24 protein-coding genes and 1 pseudogene are annotated in these 22,993 nt (G+C 57.8%); 20 read left to right on the top strand and 5 right to left on the bottom strand.

The genetic code is table 11. The annotated features are described in order from the left end of the window. Together HA46_RS20705 and HA46_RS05400 are read left to right on the top strand one after the other, a co-directional pair. On the top strand, positions 1-864 hold the full coding sequence (locus HA46_RS20705) for a hypothetical protein (protein ID WP_143807587.1): 864 nt from the start codon (positions 1-3) through the stop codon (positions 862-864). Then, positions 864-1,292, top strand: coding sequence for a tail fiber assembly protein (locus HA46_RS05400; RefSeq protein ID WP_084882608.1), 429 nt, complete (start codon positions 864-866; stop codon positions 1,290-1,292). The genes HA46_RS20705 and HA46_RS05400 overlap by 1 nt, the downstream gene beginning before the upstream one ends. A 29-nt stretch (positions 1,293-1,321) precedes the next feature. Here the strand turns inward: HA46_RS05400 and HA46_RS05395 are convergent, their stop codons facing one another. After that, positions 1,322-2,797 carry a glucosyltransferase domain-containing protein gene (locus tag HA46_RS05395; protein ID WP_158086838.1) on the bottom strand — a complete coding sequence of 492 codons (1,476 nt, stop codon included), beginning with the start codon at positions 2,795-2,797 and terminating at the stop codon, positions 1,322-1,324. 250 nt (positions 2,798-3,047) lie between these two features. Between HA46_RS05395 and HA46_RS05390 the strand changes: the two genes are divergently transcribed. Both HA46_RS05390 and HA46_RS05385 read left to right on the top strand, forming a co-directional pair. Further along, positions 3,048-3,287 carry a DNA polymerase V gene (locus HA46_RS05390; protein ID WP_084882599.1) on the top strand — a complete coding sequence of 80 codons (240 nt, stop codon included), beginning with the start codon at positions 3,048-3,050 and terminating at the stop codon, positions 3,285-3,287. A gap of 2 nt (positions 3,288-3,289) precedes the next feature. Then, positions 3,290-3,610: a S24/S26 family peptidase gene (locus tag HA46_RS05385; protein ID WP_084882595.1), complete on the top strand. Its 321-nt coding sequence runs from the start codon at positions 3,290-3,292 to the stop codon at positions 3,608-3,610. A gap of 71 nt (positions 3,611-3,681) precedes the next feature. Here the strand turns inward: HA46_RS05385 and HA46_RS05380 are convergent, their stop codons facing one another. After that, the gene (locus tag HA46_RS05380; protein ID WP_084882590.1) at positions 3,682-4,470 is read right to left on the bottom strand and encodes a hypothetical protein; all 789 of its coding nucleotides are present in this window, start codon (positions 4,468-4,470) and stop codon (positions 3,682-3,684) included. Positions 4,471-4,831: 361 nt separating this feature from the next. Then, the gene (locus HA46_RS05375) at positions 4,832-5,749 is read right to left on the bottom strand and encodes a formate/nitrite transporter family protein (RefSeq protein WP_084882585.1); all 918 of its coding nucleotides are present in this window, start codon (positions 5,747-5,749) and stop codon (positions 4,832-4,834) included. A gap of 243 nt (positions 5,750-5,992) precedes the next feature. Between HA46_RS05375 and ccmA the strand changes: the two genes are divergently transcribed. Genes ccmA through mlaA form a run of 10 tightly spaced genes read left to right on the top strand, consistent with a single transcriptional unit; the run spans position 5,993 to position 13,747 of the window. Next, positions 5,993-6,610, top strand: coding sequence for a cytochrome c biogenesis heme-transporting ATPase CcmA (gene ccmA, locus HA46_RS05370; RefSeq protein WP_033791690.1), 618 nt, complete (start codon positions 5,993-5,995; stop codon positions 6,608-6,610). Next, complete coding sequence (ccmB, locus tag HA46_RS05365) at positions 6,610-7,269, top strand: heme exporter protein CcmB (RefSeq protein ID WP_084882581.1); 660 nt, start codon at positions 6,610-6,612, stop codon at positions 7,267-7,269. The genes ccmA and ccmB overlap by 1 nt, the downstream gene beginning before the upstream one ends. 56 nt (positions 7,270-7,325) lie before the next feature. Continuing rightward, positions 7,326-8,066: a heme ABC transporter permease gene (locus HA46_RS05360; protein ID WP_084882578.1), complete on the top strand. Its 741-nt coding sequence runs from the start codon at positions 7,326-7,328 to the stop codon at positions 8,064-8,066. Then, on the top strand, positions 8,063-8,296 hold the full coding sequence (gene ccmD, locus HA46_RS05355) for a heme exporter protein CcmD (protein ID WP_033791687.1): 234 nt from the start codon (positions 8,063-8,065) through the stop codon (positions 8,294-8,296). Before HA46_RS05360 ends, ccmD begins: the two co-directional genes overlap by 4 nt. Next, a complete protein-coding gene (gene ccmE, locus HA46_RS05350) occupies positions 8,293-8,778 on the top strand; it encodes a cytochrome c maturation protein CcmE (RefSeq protein WP_033750634.1) in 486 nt (161 codons plus the stop codon). Before ccmD ends, ccmE begins: the two co-directional genes overlap by 4 nt. Next, positions 8,775-10,733: a heme lyase CcmF/NrfE family subunit gene (locus HA46_RS05345; protein ID WP_033791685.1), complete on the top strand. Its 1,959-nt coding sequence runs from the start codon at positions 8,775-8,777 to the stop codon at positions 10,731-10,733. The genes ccmE and HA46_RS05345 overlap by 4 nt, the downstream gene beginning before the upstream one ends. After that, positions 10,730-11,284 (top strand): DsbE family thiol:disulfide interchange protein, encoded by a 555-nt coding sequence (locus HA46_RS05340; RefSeq protein ID WP_033750630.1) that lies wholly within the window; start codon positions 10,730-10,732, stop codon positions 11,282-11,284. The genes HA46_RS05345 and HA46_RS05340 overlap by 4 nt, the downstream gene beginning before the upstream one ends. After that, a complete protein-coding gene (locus tag HA46_RS05335; RefSeq protein ID WP_033791684.1) occupies positions 11,281-11,739 on the top strand; it encodes a cytochrome c-type biogenesis protein in 459 nt (152 codons plus the stop codon). Before HA46_RS05340 ends, HA46_RS05335 begins: the two co-directional genes overlap by 4 nt. After that, positions 11,736-12,947, top strand: coding sequence for a c-type cytochrome biogenesis protein CcmI (gene ccmI / locus HA46_RS05330; protein WP_084882574.1), 1,212 nt, complete (start codon positions 11,736-11,738; stop codon positions 12,945-12,947). The genes HA46_RS05335 and ccmI overlap by 4 nt, the downstream gene beginning before the upstream one ends. Positions 12,948-12,982: 35 nt before the next feature. After that, positions 12,983-13,747 carry a phospholipid-binding lipoprotein MlaA gene (gene mlaA, locus HA46_RS05325; protein WP_033750623.1) on the top strand — a complete coding sequence of 255 codons (765 nt, stop codon included), beginning with the start codon at positions 12,983-12,985 and terminating at the stop codon, positions 13,745-13,747. Between the two features lie 239 nt (positions 13,748-13,986). Here mlaA and fadL read toward each other — a convergent pair whose 3' ends face one another. Then, positions 13,987-15,270, bottom strand: coding sequence for a long-chain fatty acid transporter FadL (gene fadL, locus HA46_RS05320; RefSeq protein ID WP_084882571.1), 1,284 nt, complete (start codon positions 15,268-15,270; stop codon positions 13,987-13,989). Between the two features lie 361 nt (positions 15,271-15,631). Between fadL and HA46_RS05315 the strand changes: the two genes are divergently transcribed. The 4 genes from HA46_RS05315 (at position 15,632) to sixA (ending at position 20,204) form a co-directional block, all read left to right on the top strand. Then, positions 15,632-15,928 carry a YfcZ/YiiS family protein gene (locus HA46_RS05315; RefSeq protein WP_084268179.1) on the top strand — a complete coding sequence of 99 codons (297 nt, stop codon included), beginning with the start codon at positions 15,632-15,634 and terminating at the stop codon, positions 15,926-15,928. 161 nt (positions 15,929-16,089) lie between these two features. Then, complete coding sequence (gene fadI, locus HA46_RS05310) at positions 16,090-17,400, top strand: acetyl-CoA C-acyltransferase FadI (RefSeq protein WP_084882567.1); 1,311 nt, start codon at positions 16,090-16,092, stop codon at positions 17,398-17,400. Beyond that, positions 17,400-19,517 (top strand): fatty acid oxidation complex subunit alpha FadJ, encoded by a 2,118-nt coding sequence (gene fadJ / locus HA46_RS05305; protein WP_084882564.1) that lies wholly within the window; start codon positions 17,400-17,402, stop codon positions 19,515-19,517. The genes fadI and fadJ overlap by 1 nt, the downstream gene beginning before the upstream one ends. Positions 19,518-19,721: 204 nt before the next feature. Then, positions 19,722-20,204, top strand: a complete 483-nt coding sequence (sixA, locus tag HA46_RS05300; protein WP_084882560.1) for a phosphohistidine phosphatase SixA — start codon at positions 19,722-19,724, stop codon at positions 20,202-20,204. 33 nt (positions 20,205-20,237) lie between these two features. On the opposite strand, the gene smrB is transcribed toward sixA, so the two are convergent. Next, complete coding sequence (gene smrB / locus HA46_RS05295) at positions 20,238-20,786, bottom strand: endonuclease SmrB (RefSeq protein WP_033791677.1); 549 nt, start codon at positions 20,784-20,786, stop codon at positions 20,238-20,240. Between the two features lie 160 nt (positions 20,787-20,946). On the opposite strand from smrB, the gene prmB reads away from it, so the two are divergent. Together prmB and aroC are read left to right on the top strand one after the other, a co-directional pair. Continuing rightward, positions 20,947-21,879 (top strand): 50S ribosomal protein L3 N(5)-glutamine methyltransferase, encoded by a 933-nt coding sequence (gene prmB, locus HA46_RS05290; protein WP_084882556.1) that lies wholly within the window; start codon positions 20,947-20,949, stop codon positions 21,877-21,879. A 27-nt stretch (positions 21,880-21,906) separates the two neighbouring features. After that, positions 21,907-22,993: pseudogene (gene aroC, locus HA46_RS05285) on the top strand (chorismate synthase).

The raw sequence follows: 22,993 nt of genomic DNA, 5'->3' as shown, positions 1-22,993 counted from the left end.
ATGCATCGTATTGACACGTCTACTGCTCAGGTGGACAAATTCGGCTCGGGTAAAAATGGCTTCACGGGCGGTAACCCGCAAACCGGCGTCCTTCCAACAGCGCTTGATGCGGATTATTTCGATACCCTTCAAGAAGAACTCGCAGGTGTCATTGAAGCCGCTGGAATCACACTTAAAAAGGATACGAACACGCAGTTGTTAACTGCCATGAGGGCCTTATTTACAGGTCGCCAGATTGGCGCACCGATCGTCATGACCTCAACTGGAACATACACCCCGAGCTCAGCAGCAGTAAAATTTGTTGAAGTCGAGCTTTATGCGCCTGGGGGAGGTAGTTCTGGGGTTCCTGCTTACTCTGGAGGCACTGCATCAATTGCAGGAGGCGCCTCGGCAGGGACGTGGGTTAGATTCCGAATCCCGGTCTCTTTGATTTCCTCCGGGGTTCTTGTAACGATCGGCGTGCCAGGTGCTGCTGGCTCATCTGGTGGCGGGATTGGAGGAGCAGGTGGCAACTCATCATTTGGGTCGTTGGTTGTATGTCCCGGTGGACTTGGAAGCGGTTATTCGTCTGCTACAAGTGCAATCAATGCAGGGGGTGCAAATTCTCCTGCCGACGCTACGATTTCTTCATCAGTAACTGTTGTAGCCAAATCAAGGGGCCAAGCAGGCTCTCCAGGGTATTTATCTAACAATACCAGTGGTTCACCTGGGCTAGGAGGCGCCTCGCCAGTTGGCTCATCTGGAGCTGACTCAGTGGGGAATGGTTCTGGAGGAAGTGGCGTAAGAAGCACATCTGGAGACACAGCTGCCAAATCAGGCATAGCTGGAGGCCCGGGCCTTTGTATTATCAGAGAGATGGCATAATGACTAAAGCATACGCATTAATCGAAAAGGGCATTGTAACAAATACGATCCTATGGGCAGGGCCTGATGCCGAACCGGTTGAATTTGGCAAAGGCGTTACCTACGCAGAGATTCCAGATGAAGACGGAAACCTACCTTCGATTGGCTGGAGCTATGATGGAACGGCTTTTGCAGCCCCGCCTTTAACTGATGAGGAGATTGAAGAACAAAAATCCCAGAAGATTGCTAATAACATAGCCACAAAAGCAAGCCTTATTGCGCAAGCTACGATTGCGATTGCTCCACTTCAGGATGCAGTAGATTTGGACGAAGCAACCGATTCGGAAGCCGCATCTTTGAAAGCGTGGAAACAATATCGTGTTGCAGTTAACCGCATTGATGCGAACACGGATGCAGCCATAACCTGGCCGGAACAACCTTCAACATGAAATAAAAGCCCGCTTCGGCGGGCTTTTATTCATCGGTTATAGGGGCTTAGCCGATCAGAAAGCTTAACAATTACTACGCCATTAACCATTGATACAGAACCTCTATTTGGCCACGATGGTAATGTTGAACCGTCCCTCCTAGCCATCTCAACCTGATTTGAATCAGGTTTTTTTAGGTTTGCAATATTTGCAGCTGAAAAATATCTATACATCCTTTTATTGTTACCACCATCCCAAGAAAAAAATGAAACTCCAAAAATATCGAAATCTGATGTTCTAAAGTTATTAGGAGGTGTGTAGCTGCCGTAAAAAAACACAGGGGTGTTCATGACATCAAATTCTGGATATTTATTATAAATGGTCTGCACAATTTGAGTCGCCACTATTTTGTCTGACTCTCTTGCCATGTAATCACTATAAAATAACTTACTTGATGCGCAAGCGCCTACGCATAGAAAAATGATTGAAATACCAATCTCAGCATGTCGGCTTTTTATCACATAAGCCATGCATGCAAACAATCCTGCAAAAATAACAGGCATTTGAATCAGGGTTCGTGGTGCCATAACTGAACCTAATGCTATGCTCAGAAGGAAGGCAGACAGTATGCTTACCAAAGATAGAGTTACCACCAAAAGAACGTTTTTTTTGCATTTAACGGCATGTGCAGTGAGTAAGACAACAGGCACCAATGTAAATGCAAATGAGTTCAGACCATGCTTAGCTGTTCCATTAAAAAAGCTTTTTATGAATATCAGAATGTTTACTATAACTTCATGGGGCGTTTTTCTACCCCACCCAACCATTTGAGATAGGTTTGAAACCTGAAAACCATAATGGTTCGCTATCGCTTTTGCCAAAAAAGAGTTTATCAGAATACTAATTACTGCAAGCATAGTATATATAATTATAATTGTTATGCTTTCCCTGAAGTTCACTTCGCCCTTTACTGCACGTAAAGTGAGAGATATAAGAAGTAAAGATGCAGAGTAAAGAAATACGGACTGGTAAATAGAAAGAGATATTATGTTTAGTACTATAAATGCAATAGCTTTAGATGTTGTTATAGAGTTAAGCATAAACAAAGATGAAACCGAAAAAAGTATTGCAAGAGAAATGGTTTCAGCTTGATTACTAAATTCAAATTGGTATGCCATCTGAGGGAAGCCGGAAAGCATTATAACAAATGATATGGCCAGAGTTTTTTCAAGCTTTAAGAATTTTGACGCTAAAAAAGAAGATGCAGATAAAAATAAAATGCCTAGGGCAAGGGAATAAAAAGGTACATATGGTTCAGGAAATACAATATCCTTTAGGTATGCATGCCCCCACCTACCAAACCTTATAGTTTGGTCAAAATTGTTTACATCTTCCTCATCGATTGAAAGTGTAAAGTGAGTGAGTTCAAAACCATAAACGAAGATATATGAAAATAGAGCAGATAAAAAAACATACGCATTCGATCGGGTGTAATAACGACTAGAGTCAAACTTTCTAAAAAACATCCCTTTTACCATCCTTAATGTTTGATGAGCTAAATCCTAACATAAAAAAGCCCCGGCGACGGGGCAGAGATGTACCGCGCCCATCTTCAGTGAACTACGGGGTGGGGTGTATAAAGCTTAGTCACTCACCCTAACACCTTCCAAAAACCTGCTTCATAAAGCCTATCGCAAAACCGAACCACCCTAACTTGATAAAAACCCCTGCTGATATTACTGTATGCATATACAGTTTTTTTGGAGGGAATCTGGCATGCCGCGCGAGTATGAAAAAGAAACAGCTTTTAGAAATGCCATTAAGCGAGACCAACAAGGTCGGTACACAGTAACCACCGTTGATTTTGTCACAGAGCTGGAGCGCCTGAACTGGCACCTCACGCTGAAGGAGGCGAACCGCTGGGTTGAGATTTACACGTCAACCTTTCGAGACGTCTCTACAAAAGAGGGTGAAGAGAGAACATTCCAGGTATTCAATCCGAATGGAGGAATCTGACCATGGGGTTTCAGTCTCCAGCCCAAGATTATATTGAGCGTCGGCTAACTGTTAGCGATCTTGTCGTGCATAACCCAGCCTCAACTCTGTTCATCGAACGGGATGAAGGCATGCTGGTTGTTGACCAGTCTGCGCCGGTTAGAAAGGGTGATAGGGTGGCCCTGGTGCATGAAGGGATATCTATGCTGGCAAGAACGGGCGATCGGTGCGTCATCACTGATGATGGACAGAAGATAGCAGGTGAGGCTCTTGATGATGTTATTGTGCTTGGCAAGGTGACATATGAAATCATGAGCGTTTGGCGTGACGAAGGGCCGGTTTAAAAAGAGATTTCAGATAATGGTCATACTGGAATTGGTGGACATAAAAAACCCGGCTATCGCCGGGCTTGTACTTAGGCTTCCGCTTCTTCTTTTCGCTTCGCTTCCGCGTCACGAATATGCTGAATAGCTCTTTTAAGCTTTTCTTTAGAAGTTTCATCCCAAGGTTTCGCACCTTTACCAACAGGTGCTGATGGGGTCAGTGCTCCATTAGCAAGCAACTGGCGTACTTCAGCAACTTCCTGAGCACTTATTGATACTGGGGCAGCACCTGGCTTTTTAGTGTCCATAATAAATCCCCTCTCTAACATGATGTTCACAACTTCCTGAATGGTTTCGAGGCGCGTTTCGATGTCATTCTTACCGCTTGCAAAATCTACAAACCTGACAGTCCCGCCTGAATAATGGTCTATGCGTTTAGCATAGTCTATCGCAGTTCGTGCGCATGTGGATTCGATCCAATTATCTGCAGCATAAGAGCTACCGGACCCAGAAAAGGCTGCTAAAACTTCATTAGCTTCCTGATCAAAGATAGTGTGCTTATGCCCTTCATCAAAGAGAACCTTGTTGGTTGACATCTCAATGATGTAGATGGTGAACGGCATCTGTCCTTCGATATGAGTAGGGGGCATCTCTGCTTCAGGATCAAGCTCAGAAACAAGGAGCCACTTTTTCCACAACTCAATCAGATAGCCATGCCCAGCCAAAACCATAACGGTATCTTCGCGAAGGGCTAACTTACCAAATCCCACATCATCGACATAAAGAATGTGACCTTCATACCCGATGGGATCCAGTATACACGACCATCTTGAATCACTTGTGACAGCTTTTGCCATCCTGTCATAAACTGTTGTAGTCATAAATGACGCTCACCATGCATCAAGGTTAGACGAATCTACAGCAAGTGTATGCTGTTAGCTAATTGGTAATACTTATCGGTAAACTTGAAATTTACTTTAAGGATCGCCGATACGATTTGCTCAGGTCCGTCTCAAGCAGGAGGAGTTTTTCATTTATATCTGGAGGGTAAGATGATGTCATTTGAGTACATATGAGTGTACTTTTATGGTGATGATATTCTATTTTTTGTATTTAAAAACAAAGTATTATCCATTACTCTATTTATATCCATTTAACTAAGGGGACGGCGGCGCGCAGTATAGCGCAAATGCGCCGCAAGAATAACCCAACTGCGGCGCGTTTGCTCATTTCCTCAACAGCTTAGCGCTGTTTTTCCTGCTGCTTCGCTTCGCGCTGTTTCGCTTTCGCCTCCTCTTTCGCCGCCTCGCTCATATCGTTGCGAATCTGCGCATGGCTGATTAACGCGAAAATTAGCGTGCCGCCGGTGATATTGCCCAGCAGCGTCGGCAGCGCGAACGGCCAGATAAACTCATACCAGCTGATCTGCCCGGTGAAGACCAGGTAGAGGATCTCCACCGAACCCACCACGATATGCGCCAGATCGCCGAGCCCGACCAGCCAGGTCATCATCACGATCACAATCAGCTTGGTGGCGCCCGCCTGCGGCATCATCCAGACCATCGTCGCGATAATCCAGCCGGAAATCACCGCATTGGCGAACATTTCGCCGGGCGTATTTTCCATTACTTTCTGGCTGATGGCGCTAAAGGCCTGGCGCGTCGCGTCGTCGAAAATCGGCATCTCGGCAAAGGCGAGGGAGGCGAGGGCGGTGCCGATCAGGTTGCCGAGCAGCACCAGCCCCCACAGCCGCAGCAGCAGGCCGACATTGCCCAGCGTCGGTTTGTGCATCACCGGCAGCACCGCCGTTACCGTATTCTCGGTAAAGAGCTGCTGGCGCGCCATAATGACGATAACGAAGCCGAAGGTGTAGCCCAGGTTTTCCAGCAAAAAGGCGCCGGGCAGGCCGTCAAGATGCACCTGAAAGATCCCCTTCGCCATCAGCGAGGCGCCCATCGACAGGCCGGCCGCAATCGCCGACCAGAGCAGCGCCATGCCGTCGCGCTCTAACTCCTTTTCGCCATCCTGACGAATCTCTTCATGTATCGCCGCCGCGCGCGAGGGCAGGGCTTCTTCGTTTACCTCAATTTCCGTTCCTTGCTCTTTCTCTTCGCTGTCGACATCGTTTTCATCCTGGTGACTGGATGGGGAAGGTTTCATGTTTGCTCCTTGTTATAATTGCTGCGCGTAATAAGCGTAGCCTGTTTTAGCAAGGGCGAAATGTAACTATCTTTCAGATTAAGCGTAACAAAATTTTAACTTTGAGCGTTTTTTATCCATATTCGCCGCGAAAGAGGCATAACCATCATGCGAGGCGCGCCGCGCCGCACGCCATGGGCTTCGGCCCACCGCAACCTTGTGCTATCATCCTGGCCACTTTTTACCTGGCGCGACTCCTCCGGCATGCTCGAAGTCATTAATCTCTCTTGCGTTCGCGACGAACGCACGCTGTTCCACGGCCTCTCTTTCGGCGTGGCGGCGGGCGATATCGTACAGATCGAAGGGCCGAACGGCGCCGGTAAAACCTCGCTGCTGCGCCTGCTGGCGGGACTGAGCCGCCCGGAAGAGGGCGAGGTGCGCTGGCAAAGCGAGCCGATACGCCAACAGCGCGAACAGTGGCATCAAAGCCTGCTTTTTCTCGGCCATCAGCCTGGCGTAAAAGCGGTACTATCGCCGCTGGAAAATCTGCGCTTCTACCATCCGAACCGCGACGCCTCGCAGATATTCGACGCGCTGGAGTGCGTCGATCTGCTGGGCTACGAAGAGGTGCCGGTGGCGCAGCTCTCGGCGGGACAGCAGCGGCGCGTGGCGCTGGCGCGGCTCTGGCTCAGCGACGCCGCGCTGTGGATCCTGGATGAGCCGCTGACGGCGATAGATAAAGAGGGTGTGGAGAAATTAATGAAGCGCTTTACGCAACATGCCGAAAATGGCGGCCTGGTTATTCTCACCACCCATCAGGATCTGCCAGACAGCCATGCGCGCGTGCGTAAAATACGGCTGACTGGCGCGGAGCTGCTCTGATGTCGCTGCGCGTGATTCAGCGCGAGCTGCGCATCGCCTTTCGCAGCGGCGCGGAGGTGGTTAACCCGCTGTGGTTCTTTCTGATCGTGATTACGCTGTTCCCGCTTGGCATTGGACCGGAACCGCAGCAGCTGGCGCGCATCGCGCCGGGCGTAGCCTGGGTCGCCGCCTTGCTCTCATCGCTGCTGGCGCTGGAGCGCTTGTTCCGCGACGATTTTATCGACGGATCGCTGGAGCAGCTGTTGCTGCTGCCGACGCCGCTGCCGGTTACCGTGCTGGGCAAAGTGATCGCCCACTGGCTGGTTACCGGACTGCCGCTGATCCTGCTGTCGCCGCTGGCGGCGCTGCTGCTGTCGCTCGATTTCAACAGCTGGCTGGCGATGGCGCTGACGCTGCTGCTCGGCACGCCGACCTTTAGCTTTCTCGGCGCTATCGGCGTCGCGCTGACGGTTGGGCTGCGGCGCGGCGGCGTGCTGCTAAGCCTGCTGGTGCTGCCGCTGGCGGTGCCGGTACTGATTTTCGCCAGCGCGGCGATCGACGCGGCGGGCCAGGGATTGCCGATCGGCGGTTATCTGGCGATCCTCGGCGCGATGCTGGCGGCCAGCGCGACGCTGGCGCCGTTCGCCGCTGCCGCCGCGCTGCGTATCGCGCTGCACTGATCCGCACATGCGTCAGACATGTCGGGAATGATTTTTTAACCTGTGAGCAATGCAACATGTGGAAATGGTTACATCAGCTGGGAAGGCCGGAGCGGCTTTATCAGCTCTGCGGGCGTTTAATTCCCTGGTTTGCCGTGGCGGGCGCGGCGACGCTGCTGCTCGGCTGGATCTGGGGCTTTGGTTTCGCGCCGGCCGACTATCAGCAGGGCGATAGTTTCCGCATTATGTATATCCACGTTCCGGCGGCGATGTGGTCGATGGGCGTCTACGCCGCGATGGCGGTCGCCGCGTTTATCGGCCTGGTATGGCAGATGAAGATGGCGGATCTGGTCTCTGCGGCGATGGCGCCGGTCGGCGCGGTCTTTACCTTTATCGCCCTGATCACCGGCTCCGCCTGGGGCAAGCCGATGTGGGGCACCTGGTGGATCTGGGACGCGCGCCTGACCTCGGAGCTGGTGCTGCTCTTCCTCTATATGGGCGTGATAGCGCTCTATCAGTCGTTTGACGACCGCCGCACGGCGGGACGCGCGGCCGGCATTCTTATCCTGGTCGGCGTGGTCAATCTGCCAGTCATTCACTTCTCGGTGCAGTGGTGGAACACCCTGCATCAGGGCTCGTCAGGCATTCTCCAGCAGGCGATCGCGCCGAGCATGCGCACGCCGCTGCGCTGGGCGATTCTCGGCTACCTGCTGCTGTTCGTCACGCTGACGCTGATGCGCCTGCGCAACCTGATCCTCTACACCGAACGTCATCGTCCCTGGGTGGCGAATCTCGCCAACGGAGGCCGTAAAGCATGACGCCCGCTTTCTCTTCCCTCTCCGCCTTTTTCGCCATGGGCGGCTACGCCTTTTACGTCTGGCTGGCGGTGATCTGCACGCTTATTCCGCTTGGCGGCCTGCTGCTGCATACGCTGCTGCAGCGCCGTCGTCTGCTGGCTGAGATCCGCCAGCGTCAGTCCAGGGAGCGCCGTATCCGTTCGGCGAAAATGAAACAAGCCGCCGGTGAAGCGGCAGGAGATCCAATGTGAATACCCGTCGTCGTCAGCGCCTGTACGTTGTTGTGGCGATCCTGGTGGGGCTGGGCCTCGCCACGTCGCTGGTTATGTATGCGCTGCGCTCCAATATCGACCTGTTTTACACGCCGAGCGAAATCCTCTATGGCAAAGGCGAGGATCATCAGAAGCCGGAAGCGGGGCAGCGTCTGCGCGTCGGGGGCATGGTGATGCCGGGCAGCGTGAAGCGCGACCCGAATACGCTGGCCGTCTCCTTTAAGCTTTACGACGCTAACGGCGTGGTCAGCGTCAGCTTCGAAGGTATTCTGCCGGACCTGTTCCGCGAAGGGCAGGGCGTCGTTGCGCAGGGCGTGCTGGAAGAGGGCAACCTGGTCAACGCCAAAGAGGTGCTGGCGAAGCATGACGAGAAGTATACGCCGCCGGAAATCGAGGATGCGATGAAGAAGAATCACAAGAGCCCGCAGGCGCTGGCGGAACAGGCGAGAACTCAGTCATGATGCCAGAAGTTGGAAGTTTTCTGCTCTGCCTGGCGCTGGGCGTCGCGCTGCTGTTGAGCGTCTATCCGCTGTGGGGCGCGGTGCGCCAGGACGCGCGTTTGATGGGGCTGGCGCGTCCGCTTGCGAGCGGCCTGTTCCTCTGCATCGCCGGGGCGTTCCTCGTGCTGGTGCACGCCTTCGTGGTCAACGACTTTACCGTCGGCTACGTCGCCGCTAACTCCAACACGCTGCTGCCGGTCTATTACCGCATCGCCGCGACCTGGGGCGCGCACGAAGGCTCGCTGCTGCTCTGGGTGCTGCTGCTCAGCAGCTGGACGCTGCTGGTGGCGATTTTCAGTCGCGGCATGCCGCAGGATGCGCTGGCGCGCGTGCTGGCGGTGATGGGCATGATCAATCTCGGCTTTCTGCTGTTTATTATTCTCACCTCGAATCCCTTTACCCGCACGCTGCCGGACTTCCCCATCGACGGGCGCGACCTCAATCCGATGCTGCAGGATATCGGCCTGATCTTCCATCCGCCGCTGCTCTATATGGGCTACGTCGGCTTCTCGGTGGCCTTCGCCTTCGCCATCGCCTCGCTGATGGCGGGGCGGCTGGATACTGCCTGGGCGCGCTGGTCGCGGCCCTGGACCACGGCGGCCTGGGTGTTTCTGACCATCGGCATCGTGCTCGGCTCAGCATGGGCCTATTACGAACTCGGCTGGGGCGGCTGGTGGTTCTGGGATCCGGTCGAGAACGCCTCCTTTATGCCCTGGCTGGCTGGCACCGCGCTAATGCACTCGCTGGCGGTGACGGAAAAGCGCGGCACCTTTAAAGCCTGGACGGTGCTGCTGGCGATCACTGCCTTTTCCCTCAGCCTGCTCGGCACCTTTCTGGTGCGCTCCGGCGTGCTGGTGTCGGTGCACTCCTTCGCCTCGGATCCGGCGCGCGGCATGTTTATCCTCGCCTTCCTGGTGATCGTGATCGGCAGCTCGCTGCTGCTCTACGCCATTAAGGGCGGGCAGGTGCGCAGCCGCGTGCAGAACGACACCTGGTCGCGCGAATCTTTCCTGCTCGGCAACAACGTGCTGCTGATCGCCGCCATGCTGGTGGTGCTGCTCGGCACGCTGCTGCCGCTGGTGCACAAGCAGCTCGGCCTCGGCAGCATCTCCGTAGGCGAGCCTTTCTTTAACACCATGTTTAGCTGGCTGATGGCGCCTTTCGCGCTGATGCTCGGCATCGGGCCGCTGGTGCGCTGGCGTCGCGACGAGCCGCAGAAACTGTGGAAGCGTCTGGCGCTGGCGCTGGTGGTGACGCTGGCCAGCGCGATTCTGCTGCCCTGGCTGCTGCAGGATCGCATTGAGGCGATGACGGTAGTGGGACTGCTGATGTCGGTGTGGATCCTGGTGCTGACGCTGATGGAGCTGCACGAGCGCGCCACTCACCGTCACTCTTTCTTCCGCGGCCTGCGCCATCTGTCGCGCAGCCACTGGGGCATGGTGCTGGGTCATATCGGCGTCGGCGTCACGGTGATCGGCATCGCCTTCAGCACCCAGTACAGCGTCGAGCGCGACGTGCGCATGAAAGCGGGCGACAGTATTGATATTCACAGCTACCACTTCGTGTTCCGCGACGTGCATAACCTGCAGGGGCCGAACTACAGCGGCGGCGTCGGCATCATCGACGTCAGCCGCGACGGCAAGCCGGAAGCGGTGCTGCACGCGGAAAAACGTTTCTACACCGCGGCGCGCACCATGATGACCGAGGCGGCGATCGACGGCGGCTTCACGCGCGATCTCTATGCCGCGCTGGGCGAAGAGCTGGACAACGGCTCCTGGGCTGTGCGCATTTACTACAAACCTTTTGTGCGCTGGATCTGGTTCGGCGGCGTCTTTATGGCGGTCGGCGGCCTGTTGTGCCTGCTCGATCCGCGCTACCGCTCGCGGAAAAAAGCCGCGCGTGAGGAACGGGCATGAACAAGAAAATTCTCTTTATTCCGCTGATCCTGTTTTTGCTGCTGGCGGCGGCGCTGCTGTGGCAGCTGTCGCGCAACGCCGGCGGCGACGATCCAACCCGCCTGGAGTCGGCGCTGATCGGCAAGCCGGTGCCGCTGTTTAAGCTGGAAGCGCTCGATCGGCCCGGCAAGATCTACGACCAGAAAGTCCTCAACGACGGCAAACCGATCCTGCTGAACGTCTGGGCGACCTGGTGCCCGACCTGCCGCGCCGAGCACCAATATCTCAACCAGTTGGCGGAGCAGGGCATTCGCGTCGTGGGCCTTAACTATAAAGACGATCGCACCAAAGCGGTGACCTGGCTCAATACGCTGGGCAACCCCTATGCGCTCAGCCTCTATGACGGCGACGGCATGCTTGGGCTGGATCTGGGCGTCTACGGCGCGCCGGAAACCTTCCTGATCGACGGCAACGGCATTATCCGCTACCGCCACGCGGGCGATCTCAACGCGCGCGTCTGGCAGCAGGAAGTGCTGCCGCTGTGGCGGAAATACAGCAAGGAGGGCGTATGAAGCGCCTGTTTTTTATGCTCTGCGGCCTGCTGTTCAGCGTCAGCCTGTGGGCGGCGATCGACACTTACCAGTTCGACTCCGTGGCGCAGGAAGAGCAGTACCGCGATCTCACCGCCTCGCTGCGCTGTCCGAAATGTCAGAACAACAGCATCGCCGACTCAAATGCGATGATCGCGGCGGATATGCGTCTTAAAGTCTATGAGCTGATGAAGCAGGGCCAGAGCCGCCAGCAAATCATCGACTATATGGTGGCGCGCTACGGCAATTTCGTCACCTATGAGCCGCCGGTGACGCCGTCGACGCTGATCCTCTGGGTCGGCCCGGCGCTGTTCGCCGTGCTCGGCGGGCTGGTGATCGTTCTGCGCAGCCGCCAGCGAAAAACGCGCAGTGAGCTGGACGATACCGATCAACAGCGCCTTGCGGCGATACTGAAACGCGACGGGAAGCTGAAATGAGCGCTTTGTGGATAAGCATTATTATTCTGCTGGCGGCTGCCAGCGCCCTGTTTCTCGGCGCGGGCTGGCGTCAGCGCCAGGCGAGCGAGGCGGATCGCGATCGCCTGAATACCGACTTCTATCATCAGCGCCTGCGCGAGCTGGAAGAGGATGAGGCGCAGGGCGTTATCGGCGAGCGCGCCACCATGGTGAGCGAGCTGCAGCAGACGCTGCTGACCGATATTCCGCCGCAGAACGCCGCGCCGTCGCGCGCCAGCAGCCGTCTGGCGCTGCTGCCCGGCGTGGTAGCGCTGATTGCCGTGTCGCTCGGCTTCTATCTGAAAAGCGGCGGCCTGACGCAGGTCGCCGGATGGATGCAGGTGCAGCAGGATTATCCGGCGCTGCGCGCGCGGGTGATGGATCCGCAGGCGAAGCCGCTGACCATGGAGGAGCTGGCGCGACTCCAGCTTGGGCTGCGCACCGCGCTGCAGGCGCAGCCGGACAACCTGAACGACTGGACCATGCTGGGACGTCTCGGCATGGTGCTCAACAATGCCGCCATCGCCAGCCAGGCGTTCGAGCATGCGCTGCAGCTCGCGCCCAACAACCTCGCCCTGAAACAGGACTATGCTGAAGTGCTGACCCGCTCCAGCGATCCGCAGGATAACCGTCAGGCGGGCCTGATGCTGCGAGATATGCTGAAAGAAGAGGGCGGCAACCTGCGCACGCTCGGCCTGCTGGCGTTTAACGCCTATGAACAGCAGCAGTATGACGAGGCGATTAGCAGCTGGCAGGCTATGCTGAAACAGATCCCGGCCGACGATCGCCGCCGCGCGATGATCGAGCGCAGCATTGAACAAGCAAAAACCGACGCCGGTCAGCAGAATACGCAGCTGGCGCTGACGGTGACGCTAACGCCGGAGGCAGAAAAAATGTTACCGCCGGGCGGAGTCATGTATATTTCTGTTTCTGACGGTGTTTCACCGGTGCCCGTGGCCGTTAAGCGCTTGCCGCTGAGCCACTTTCCGTTATCGCTTACGCTGGATGACAGCAACGCCATGATGCCGGAGCGCCTGCTTTCGGCGCAGCATCAGGTGCAGGTTCGGGTGCGTATTTCCCGCGACGGCAACGCCAGTCCCCAATCCGGCGACTGGTTTGGTCTGAGCGCGGTGACGCCCTGGGATGGTCATCAGCACATGGCTGTAGAGATCAATCAACAGCAGCCCTGAAGCGATACCCTATTAAACCGCACAGGGAGATAACAATGGCTTACCGCCTGACCAGCCTGGTTTTGGCCAGCGTCATTCTGGCTGGATGCGCCAGCTCTAAGCCGGACAGCGAGGCGCCTGCGCAGCGCAGCGATCCGCTTGAAGGCTTCAACCGCACGATGTTCAACTTTAATTACAACGTGCTGGATCCTTACGTGCTGCGTCCTGTCGCGGTGGCGTGGCGCGACTACGTGCCGGTGCCGGCGCGTACGGGCTTAAGCAATTTCCTCGGCAACCTGGAAGAGCCGGCCAGCATGGTGAACTCGATTCTGGTCGGCGAGCCGCGCCAGGCGGGGATTCACTTCACCCGTTTCTTCCTGAACTCGATTCTGGGTCTGGGTGGTTTTATCGACGTGGCGGGCAAGGCGAACCCGGAGCTGGCGCGTGAAGTGCCGCACCGTTTCGGCAGCACGCTCGGCCACTACGGCGTCGGCTACGGTCCCTACGTGGAGCTGCCGGCCTACGGCAGTTTCACCATCCGCGAGGATGGCGGCGACTACGTCGATACGCTCTATCCGGTGCTGGGCTGGCTGACCTGGCCGATGTCTATCGCGAAGTGGACGCTGGAAGGGGTTGAGACGCGCGCGCAGCTGCTTGATTCGGATGCGCTGCTTAAGCAGCAGTCGGATCCCTACGCCTTTATTCGCAACGCCTATTTCCAGCGTCATGATTTCCTGGCGAACGGCGGCCGTCTTAAGCCGGAAGAGAACCCGAACGCCAGCGCGATTCAGGACGATCTTAAAGATATCGACGCGCAGTAACGGCGGTAAAATAGCAATGGCGACCCAGGGGTCGCCATTTTTTTCAGCTAAGGTGCCTACGCGCGTGGCATGGGCCGATCGCAAAGACGCAAAAAGCGGCATCCCTGCCAGCTCGGCCCGCGCCATCCCTGGCGCGGGACGCTTTGCTCTTCTGCCCATGCCACGCGCGTTTTACGATTAGTGCATACCATTAAAAATAGCGACCCAGGGGTCGCCATTTTTATATCCCAACCTCAGCATCAGAACTTGTAGTTAAAGTTCGCGCCGTACAGCCAGGCTTTGCCCACCGAGTTAAAGGTATAGGGACCTTCTTCCACCGTGACGTGCTGGCCGTGCATATAAGAGACGCCCACATCGACCGAAGCGTCGTCGTTAAAGGCATACGAAGCGCCGGCGCTCAGCCAGAGACGATCCTGATCGGGAATGGAGATAGAACGCTTGTCCGCCGGAACCGGACTGTCATCAAAGGCGATGCCGGTACGGAAAGTCCAGTTCTGATCGTAATAGTAAGTGGTGCCCAGCGCGATGCGGTAAGCGTCCTTGAAACTCTCATCTTTATAGAACAGAGTCTGACCGCTGGAACCCGTGGCTTTCAGCTCCTGGAACTGGCTCCAGCTGGTGTAGGCCATGCTATAGTGCACTGCCCACTGCGGCGCCACTTTATGCCAGCCGGAGATTTCCCACATCTCCGGCAGGTTCAGCGTCAGCGCGCCCGGAATGGTGGAACCGCCGGTGGCGTAAGGAAGACCTAAATTGGCTGCCTGATTGATGCGGTTAATTGAGGTCGGCAGGCTGCTCTTATAGTCGCCGTCGAAATCGACCTTCACTTCCGAGCGATAGCTCAGGCCAAAGCGGTTATTTTTATCCACCTCGTACAAGATACCCGCGTTCCAGCCGTAGCCCCACTCGTCGCCTTTCAGATGAGCTACCTGAGTATCGGCGGGAATGCCGAGCGCCGCGCCTGCTTCGCCCGCGTAGCGCTCAATCTTGGCGCGCGCGTAAACCGCGTCGAAGCCGACGCCGAAGCTGAAGTGCTCGTTAAGACGATAGGCGGTGCTGAGGTTAAGGTTGCCGGTCATCAGATCGGTCTTGCCGCCGTAGCCGCCAGCGGTATAGCCGTCGTTGAATTCCGTCGCCAGACCATAATTTGAGGTTGCGGACGCGCCGATCCACCATTGATCGTTAATCGGCTGCACATAGTGAATATTAGGCACCCACTGTGTCGGCGCGATATTGCTGGCGTCGAGGCTGCGGCCGGTCGGGCTGTTGCCGGTAATATCGACATCGGGATCGATAAAGACCGCGCCGACAGAAAACATCGGACGATCCATCAGCGCCATGGTCGCCGGGTTGCGGCTGGCAGAGGCGGCGGTATCGCCCATCGCGCCTTCGCCGGAATAGGCGCGACCCAGACCGGCAGAGGAGAATTCGTTAAGCTGAAAGCCCGCTGCGTATACGTGTGAAGAGACAAGCGCCACTGCAGCCGCCACGGCTGACTTTGCGAACAGGTTTTTATGGCTCATGACCACAACCTCATGTGAATTATTATTAAACTGTAATTGTTACATCGCGTAACAAGGGTCGGCGGATTGTAGGGACTGACCAGAAGCTGACAAATCAGACCAGTGCGGCAAGTATAGGTCTGACCTGTGTATATGTTGCAATATTGTTTTTAAAATATTTCTGAATTGATCTGCAAAATTTCGATACGCTTAACAAAAAGAGCGGAGCAGCGCCTAGCATACCGACTCTAATTTGTTTTGGATCAAATTTTATTGTGATATTCGTCACTTAGCGCGTCTGACATAGCGCATTTTAAACCGGAAGCGTAAAATTCCGGGCGTTAATCCAGATCGCTCACAGATTTATTCCCAGGAGAACGCAATGACCAATACCATGAATAAATGCAGCGCTAATGAAACCGCTGCCTGCTGTTGCGTGGATGTCGGCACCGTGATGGATAACAGCGACTGCACTGCCAGCTGGTCTGAGTGGTTCGCGCAGCGCAGCGAGGCCGAGGCCAAACTGGCGAGCCTGACGGAAAAAGCGCGACAGATAGAGTCGGACCCTTGTCAGATCGACGCCCGCTTCGAAGAGCGCGATAACGGCGTGCAGCTGAATATCGATTTCACCTTCGCCTGCCAGGCCGAAACGCTGATTTTTCAGCTGGGCCTGCGCTAAGCCACTGAACGCCGTTGCTTAACGGCGTTCTCTATTTTCGTGTTTCCCCTCGCACTTTTTTTCTTTCCTGATTGGCGGCGCGCCCGCTTGTCGTTAACACTGTGGATCAGGTCAGACCTCTCAGGGCAATGACGCCCGGTCAACATTCACAGGTGAAACAGATGAGCAAAGCGCAGCCGTTGCTGACGCGTGCGGGCGATCGCATCGCCATTACTCACGGACTTCGCACGCCGTTCCTGCGTCAGGCGACAGGCTTTCATGGCATTCCTGCCGTGGAGCTGGGCCGGATGGTGGTAAGCGAACTGATGGCGCGCAGCGAACTGCCGGTCGACGCGATAGAGCAGCTGGTGTTCGGCCAGGTGATCCAGATGCCGGAAGCGCCCAATATCGCGCGGGAAATCGTGCTCAGCAGCGGGCTGAGCGTGCATACCGACGCCTACAGCGTCAGCCGCGCCTGCGCCACCAGCTTTCAGGCGGTCGCCAACGTGGCGGAAAGCTTGATGGCGGGCACCATCCGCGCGGGTATCGCGGGCGGCGCGGACTCCTCATCTGTGCTGCCGATCGGCGTCAGCAAAACCCTGGCGCGCGCCTTGCTCGATCTCAGCAAAGCGCGCAGCCTGGGGCAGAAAGCGCAGATTCTGCGTCGCCTGCGGCCGCGCGATCTGCTGCCGGTGCCGCCTGCCGTCGCCGAGTACTCCACCGGCCTGCGCATGGGCGATACGGCGGAGCAGATGGCGAAAACGCACGGCATTAGCCGCGCGGCGCAGGATGCGCTGGCGCTGCGGTCGCACCAGCACGCCGCCAGCGCCTGGCAATCCGGCGTGCTGCAGCAGGAGGTGATGCCCGCTTTCGCGCCGCCGTGGAAAGCGCCCATTGAGCAGGACAACAACGTGCGCATGGCGGCAAAAATCGAAGACTATGCGCGGCTGCGGCCGGCGTTCGACCGCCAGCACGGCAGCGTCACGGCGGCCAACAGCACGCCGCTTACCGACGGTGCGGCGGCGGTCGTGTTGATGAGCGAAGGACGCGCGCGCGAGCTAGGCATTCCGCCGCTGGGCTATCTGCGCAGCTACGCCTTTACCGCTATCGACGTGCAGCAGGACATGCTGCTCGGTCCCGCCTACGCCTCGCCGCTGGCGCTGGATCGCGCCGGCGTCGCTCTGAGCGATCTGACGCTGATCGATATGCACGAAGCCTTTGCCGCCCAGACGCTTTGCAACCTGCAGTGCTTCAACGACGAACGTTTCGCGCAGGAAAAACTTAACCGCCCGCAGGCGCTGGGCGAGGTCGACGAGGCGCGCTTCAACGTGCTCGGCGGCTCTATCGCCTACGGCCACCCTTTCGCCGCCACCGGCGCGCGCATGATTACCCAAACACTGCATGAGCTGCGACGTCGCGGCGGTGGGCTGGCATTGGTCACCGCCTGCGCGGCAGGCGGCTTAGGCGCGGCCATGGTTCTGGAGGCGGAATAATGGAGCAGAACGCTTTCTCTTTACAGGTGCGGCCGGATCACGTCGGCGTTATCGTCATCGACGTGCCGGGCGAAAAGATGAATACGCTGCGGGCCGCCTTCGCGCAGCAGCTGACGGCGGTAATTGACGAGGCGCGGCGCGATACGCAGCTGGCCGGCCTGGTGCTTATCTCCGGCAAGCCTGACAATTTTATCGCTGGCGCCGATATCAGCATGATCGCCGACTGCCGCAGCGCCGAGCAGGCGGAGTCGCTGGCGCGACAAGGCCAGGAAGCGATGGCGGCGCTCGCGGCGCTGCCGTTTCCGGTCGTGGCGGCGATCCACGGCGCCTGCCTGGGCGGTGGGATGGAGCTGGCGCTCGCCTGCGATGCGCGCATCTGTAGCCTGGATGATAAAACCCGGCTCGGTCTGCCGGAGGTTCAGCTGGGACTGCTGCCGGGATCGGGCGGCACCCAGCGCCTGCCGCGGCTTGTCGGGCTGCGGCAGGCGCTGCCGCTGATACTCACCGGCAAAACCCTGCGGGCGAAGCAGGCGCGCAGAATGGGGCTGGTGGATGACGCGGTGCCGCAGGCGATCCTGCTGGAAACCGCAGTGGCGCGCGTGCTGAAGGGCAGGCATGCCGCGCGCGAACTGCCGCTGCGCGATCGCGTAATGCAGGCGCCGCTGGCGCGCCACGCGCTCTTTGCGCTGGCGCAGCGCGAAACCGCGCGCAAAACGCACGGCAACTATCCGGCCGCGCAGCGCATTATCGACGTGGTTCGCATCGGCATCGAGCAGGGCAGCGAAGCGGGGCATCGGGCGGAGGCGCGCGCATTCGGCGAACTGGCGATGACGCCGCAATCCGCCGCGCTGCGTAGCCTGTTCTTCGCCAGCACGGCGATAAAAAAAGAGACCGGCGCCGCAGCCGAGCCGCGCACGCTGCGGCAGGTCGGCATACTGGGCGGCGGGCTGATGGGCGGCGGCATCGCCAGCGTCACGGCGATCAACGCCGGGCTGCCGGTCCGCATCAAAGATATTCACCTGCAGGGCGTCAACCATGCGCTGAAAGCGAGCTGGGAAGGCCTGAGTAAAAAGGTCAAACGACGTCATATCAGCGCGGCGCAGCGCCAGCAGCAGATGGCGCGTATGACCGGCGGCACTGATTATCAGGGCTTCGCGCAACGCGATCTGGTGATTGAGGCGGTGTTCGAAGATCTGCCGCTCAAACAGCAGATGGTGCGCGAAGTGGAAAGCCACTGCGCGCCGGACACCATTTTCGCCTCGAATACCTCATCGCTGCCGATCGCGGATATCGCCGCGCAGGCGCAGCGGCCGGAAAACGTTATCGGCCTGCACTACTTCAGCCCGGTGGAAAAGATGCCGCTGGTAGAGGTGATCCCGCACGCCGGCACCTCGCAGCAGACGCTGGCCACCACCGTCGCGCTGGCGAAAAAGCAGGGCAAAACGCCCATCGTCGTGGCGGACCGCGCCGGCTTCTATGTGAATCGCATTCTCGCGCCCTATATAAATGAAGCGATGCGCTGCCTGCTGGAGGGCGAACCGGTGGAGCATATCGATCGTGCGCTGGTCCGGGCGGGCTTTCCCGTCGGTCCGATACAGCTGCTGGACGAAGTGGGCATCGACGTCGGCAGCAAGATCACGCCGGTGCTGCAGCAGGCCTGGGGCGAGCGATTCGCCGCGCCAGCCGCTTTTGAGGCGGTGCTGAAGGACGATCGCAAAGGGCGTAAAAACGGCAAAGGCTTCTACCTTTATGGCGGCGGTCGGCGCGGCGGCAAAAAGCCCGATCCGGCCATCTATCCGCTGCTTGGCGTGCAGCCCGCGATGAAGCTGAGCGAAGCGCAAATCGCCGAGCGCTGTATGATGATGATGCTGAACGAGGCGGCGCGCTGTCTCGACGAAGGCGTGATCCGCAGCGCGCGCGATGGAGACGTCGGCGCGGTATTCGGCATCGGTTTTCCGCCGTTTCTCGGCGGGCCGTTCCGCTATATTGACCAGCGCGGCGCAGCGAATATCGTACAAACATTACGCGCCTTAATGCAGCAATATGGCGAGCGCTTTGCTCCGTGCGAGGCGCTGCTGGCGGCGGAACAGCAGGAGAGGAAATTTTACATTTCCTGACCGAATGGAATATCCGCACCGATTCAGCGGGTTAGAAAAGCGCCGTCAGAGCAGGCGGCGCGGCACGATTCTGAGAAGCGCTTATTTAATAAACAACCGGTTGACTATACTCAAGTCATTGGGGTACAACACAGCGTTCATTCGCAGAATGAAGAGTCAGACGCTTCCGCGTCGGGCGATATCGACAAACAACAGCGGTGCTTTATGCAAGTTTTTATCATGCGTCACGGCGATGCTGCTCTTGAAGCCGCCAGTGATTCGGTCCGACCTCTCACCCATTGCGGCTGTGATGAATCACGCCAGATGGCGAGCTGGCTTAACAGCCAGACGGTGGATGTAGAACGTGTGCTGGTCAGTCCCTATCTTCGTGCCCAGCAGACGCTGGCGACGGTACGCGAAGCGTTAAAACTGCCGGAAGGGCAGGAGATTTTGCCGGAGCTGACGCCTGGCGGCGATCCCGGGCTCGTGGCCTGCTATCTGCAGGCGCTGGGAAATCAGGGCGTGAAATCGGCGATGGTGATTTCGCATCTGCCGCTGGTCGGCTATCTGGTTTCAGAGCTCTGCCCGCAGGAAGCGCCGCCGATGTTCGCCACCTCCGCCATCGCCTGCGTCGATTTCGATCCCGCCAGCTGCGAAGGCAAGCTGTTGTGGCAGGTCAGCCCCTCTAAACTGGCGAAAGCCATATAACGCCCGCGGGCCGCGCAGACGGCCCATCCCTTCTTAAGGCAGCTCGGGCGGTTGCCACTCCTCTACCTCAATCAACACCAGCAGCGCCGCGTCGCCGCCGAACATTTTCGGCGCCTGATGAAACGCCATCACGTACGGATGCTGCGCCAGCCAGAGCGGCGTCTGCTGCTTGAGAATATGCTTGCCGTGGCCGGTCATGACGCTGGCGCAGAACAGATGCTCGCGACGACAGGCGGCGATCAGCGCGCCCAGCTCCTGTTTAGCCTGCTGCTGCGTCAAGCCGTGCAGGTCGAGGAAGATCTCCGGCGTATAGTCGCCGCGCCGCAGCTTTTTCAGCTCGTAGTGGCTGACGTCGGCGCGCACGTAGCGCGTCGCGCCTTCGGTCGCCAGCAGCGGTTGAAACTCGTCGGAAAAGTAGTGGCTGTTGTCCACCTGTTCGGAGATTAACCGCTTCAGCGGCAGCTCGCGGCTTTTCACCGCGGGCTTATGCACCACGGTATCCTGCTTTATTTTGCGCGTGCCGCTCATTAGCTGGCGAAACAACGCTTTGTCGTCGTCGTTAAGAGATGTTTTTTTACTCATGGCAGGCGAATCTTGTCTGATAAGGCTGGAAAACAGCGAATGGCGTTACCTTACCGTCCGATCCGCTAATTGTCAGCTTTTTCACCTTGCTGCGCTGAATTCTCCCCGGCTTCATGGCACACTATCGGCCGATTTAGCAATTGGGCCTGCGGAGGGCTACGTGGACAAAATTTTCGTCGATGAGGCAGTCAACGAACTGCACACCATTCAGGATATGTTGCGCTGGGCGGTCAGCCGTTTTTCCGCCGCCGGGATCTGGTACGGTCACGGCACCGACAATCCCTGGGACGAAGCGGTGCAACTGGTCCTGCCCACGCTCTGGCTGCCGCTGGATATTCCGGAAGATATGCGCAGCGCGCGCCTTACCGCCAGCGAGCGTCACCGCATCGTCGAGCGCGTTATCCGCCGCGTCAACGAGCGTATCCCGGTCGCCTACCTCACCAACAAAGCCTGGTTCTGCGGCCACGAGTTCTATGTCGACGAACGCGTGCTGGTGCCGCGCTCGCCGATCGGCGAACTGATTGAAAACCGCTTCGCCGGCCTGGTCGCCGAGACGCCGCGCCATATCCTTGATATGTGCACCGGCAGCGGCTGCATCGCTATCGCCTGCGCCTGGGCCTTCCCGGAAGCGGAAGTCGACGCGGTGGATATCTCTTATGATGCGCTGGCGGTCGCCGAGCAGAATATCGAGGATCACGGTTTGATCCATCATGTGACGCCGATTCGCGCCGATCTCTTTCGCGAGCTGCCGCCGGTGAAATATGATCTGATCGTCTCCAATCCGCCCTACGTGGACGCGGAAGATATGGAAGATCTGCCGAACGAATATCGTCACGAGCCGGAGCTCGGCCTGGCAGCGGGCAGCGACGGCCTGAAGCTGGTGCGCCGCATCCTCGCCTGCGCGCCAAATTACCTGAGCGAAAACGGCGTCTTGATCTGCGAAGTCGGCAACAGCATGGTGCATATGATCGAGCAGTATCCCGACGTGCCCTTTACCTGGCTGGAATTCGACAACGGCGGCGACGGCGTCTTTATGCTGACGCGCCAGCAGATCGTCGACGCACAACATCACTTCTCTATTTATAAAGACTGAGCGAACGCTTCGTAACAAGGAATCCCCATGGCCGGAAACAGCATCGGACAATTCTTTCGCGTAACCACTTTTGGCGAGTCGCACGGCATCGCGCTGGGCTGCATCGTTGACGGCGTGCCGCCGGGCATTCCGCTGACCGAAGCGGATATCCAGCACGATCTCGACCGCCGCCGTCCCGGCACCTCGCGCTATACCACCCAGCGCCGCGAGCCGGATCAGGTGAAAATTTTGTCCGGCGTCTTCGAGGGGGTCACTACCGGCACCTCGATCGGCCTGCTGATTGAAAATACCGACCAGCGTTCGCAGGATTACGGCGCGATTAAAGATCTCTTCCGTCCCGGCCACGCCGATTACACCTACGAGCAGAAGTACGGCCTGCGCGACTATCGCGGCGGCGGCCGCTCGTCGGCGCGTGAAACCGCTATGCGTGTCGCTGCGGGCGCGATTGCCAAAAAATATCTGCAGATGAAGCATGGCGTCGTGGTGCGCGGCTATCTGGCGCAGATCGGCGACGTGGCGTGCGAGCTGAAAGACTGGAGCATCGTGGAAGAGAACCCTTTTTTTCTGTCCGGACGCCAGCAAGCTGGAGGCGCTAGACGAGCTGATGCGCGCCTTGAAAAAAGAGGGCGACTCAATCGGCGCCAAAGTCACGGTGATGGCGGAAAATGTGCCGCCGGGCCTCGGCGAGCCGGTTTTCGATCGTCTTGACGCCGATCTGGCGCATGCGCTGATGAGCATCAACGCGGTGAAAGGCGTCGAGATCGGCGACGGCTTTGCGGTGGTGAACCAGCGAGGCAGCCAGCACCGCGACGAGATCCGCGCCAGCGGCTTCGAGAGCAACCATGCCGGCGGCATCCTTGGCGGTATCAGCAGCGGCCAGATCATCAGCGCCAACCTGGCGATGAAGCCGACATCCAGCATCACCGTGCCGGGCCAGACCATCACTCGCAGCGGCGAAGAGGTGGAGATGATCACCAAAGGGCGGCACGATCCCTGCGTGGGCATTCGCGCCGTGCCGATCGCCGAAGCGATGATGGCGATCGTGCTGATGGATCATCTGCTGCGCCAGCGCGCGCAGAACGCAGACGTCAACAGCACCGTGCCGCGCTGGTGA

Source organism: Pantoea septica (genome assembly GCF_002095575.1).
Lineage (GTDB): Bacteria > Pseudomonadota > Gammaproteobacteria > Enterobacterales > Enterobacteriaceae > Pantoea > Pantoea septica.
This window is presented reverse-complemented; position numbering and strand designations above follow the sequence as displayed.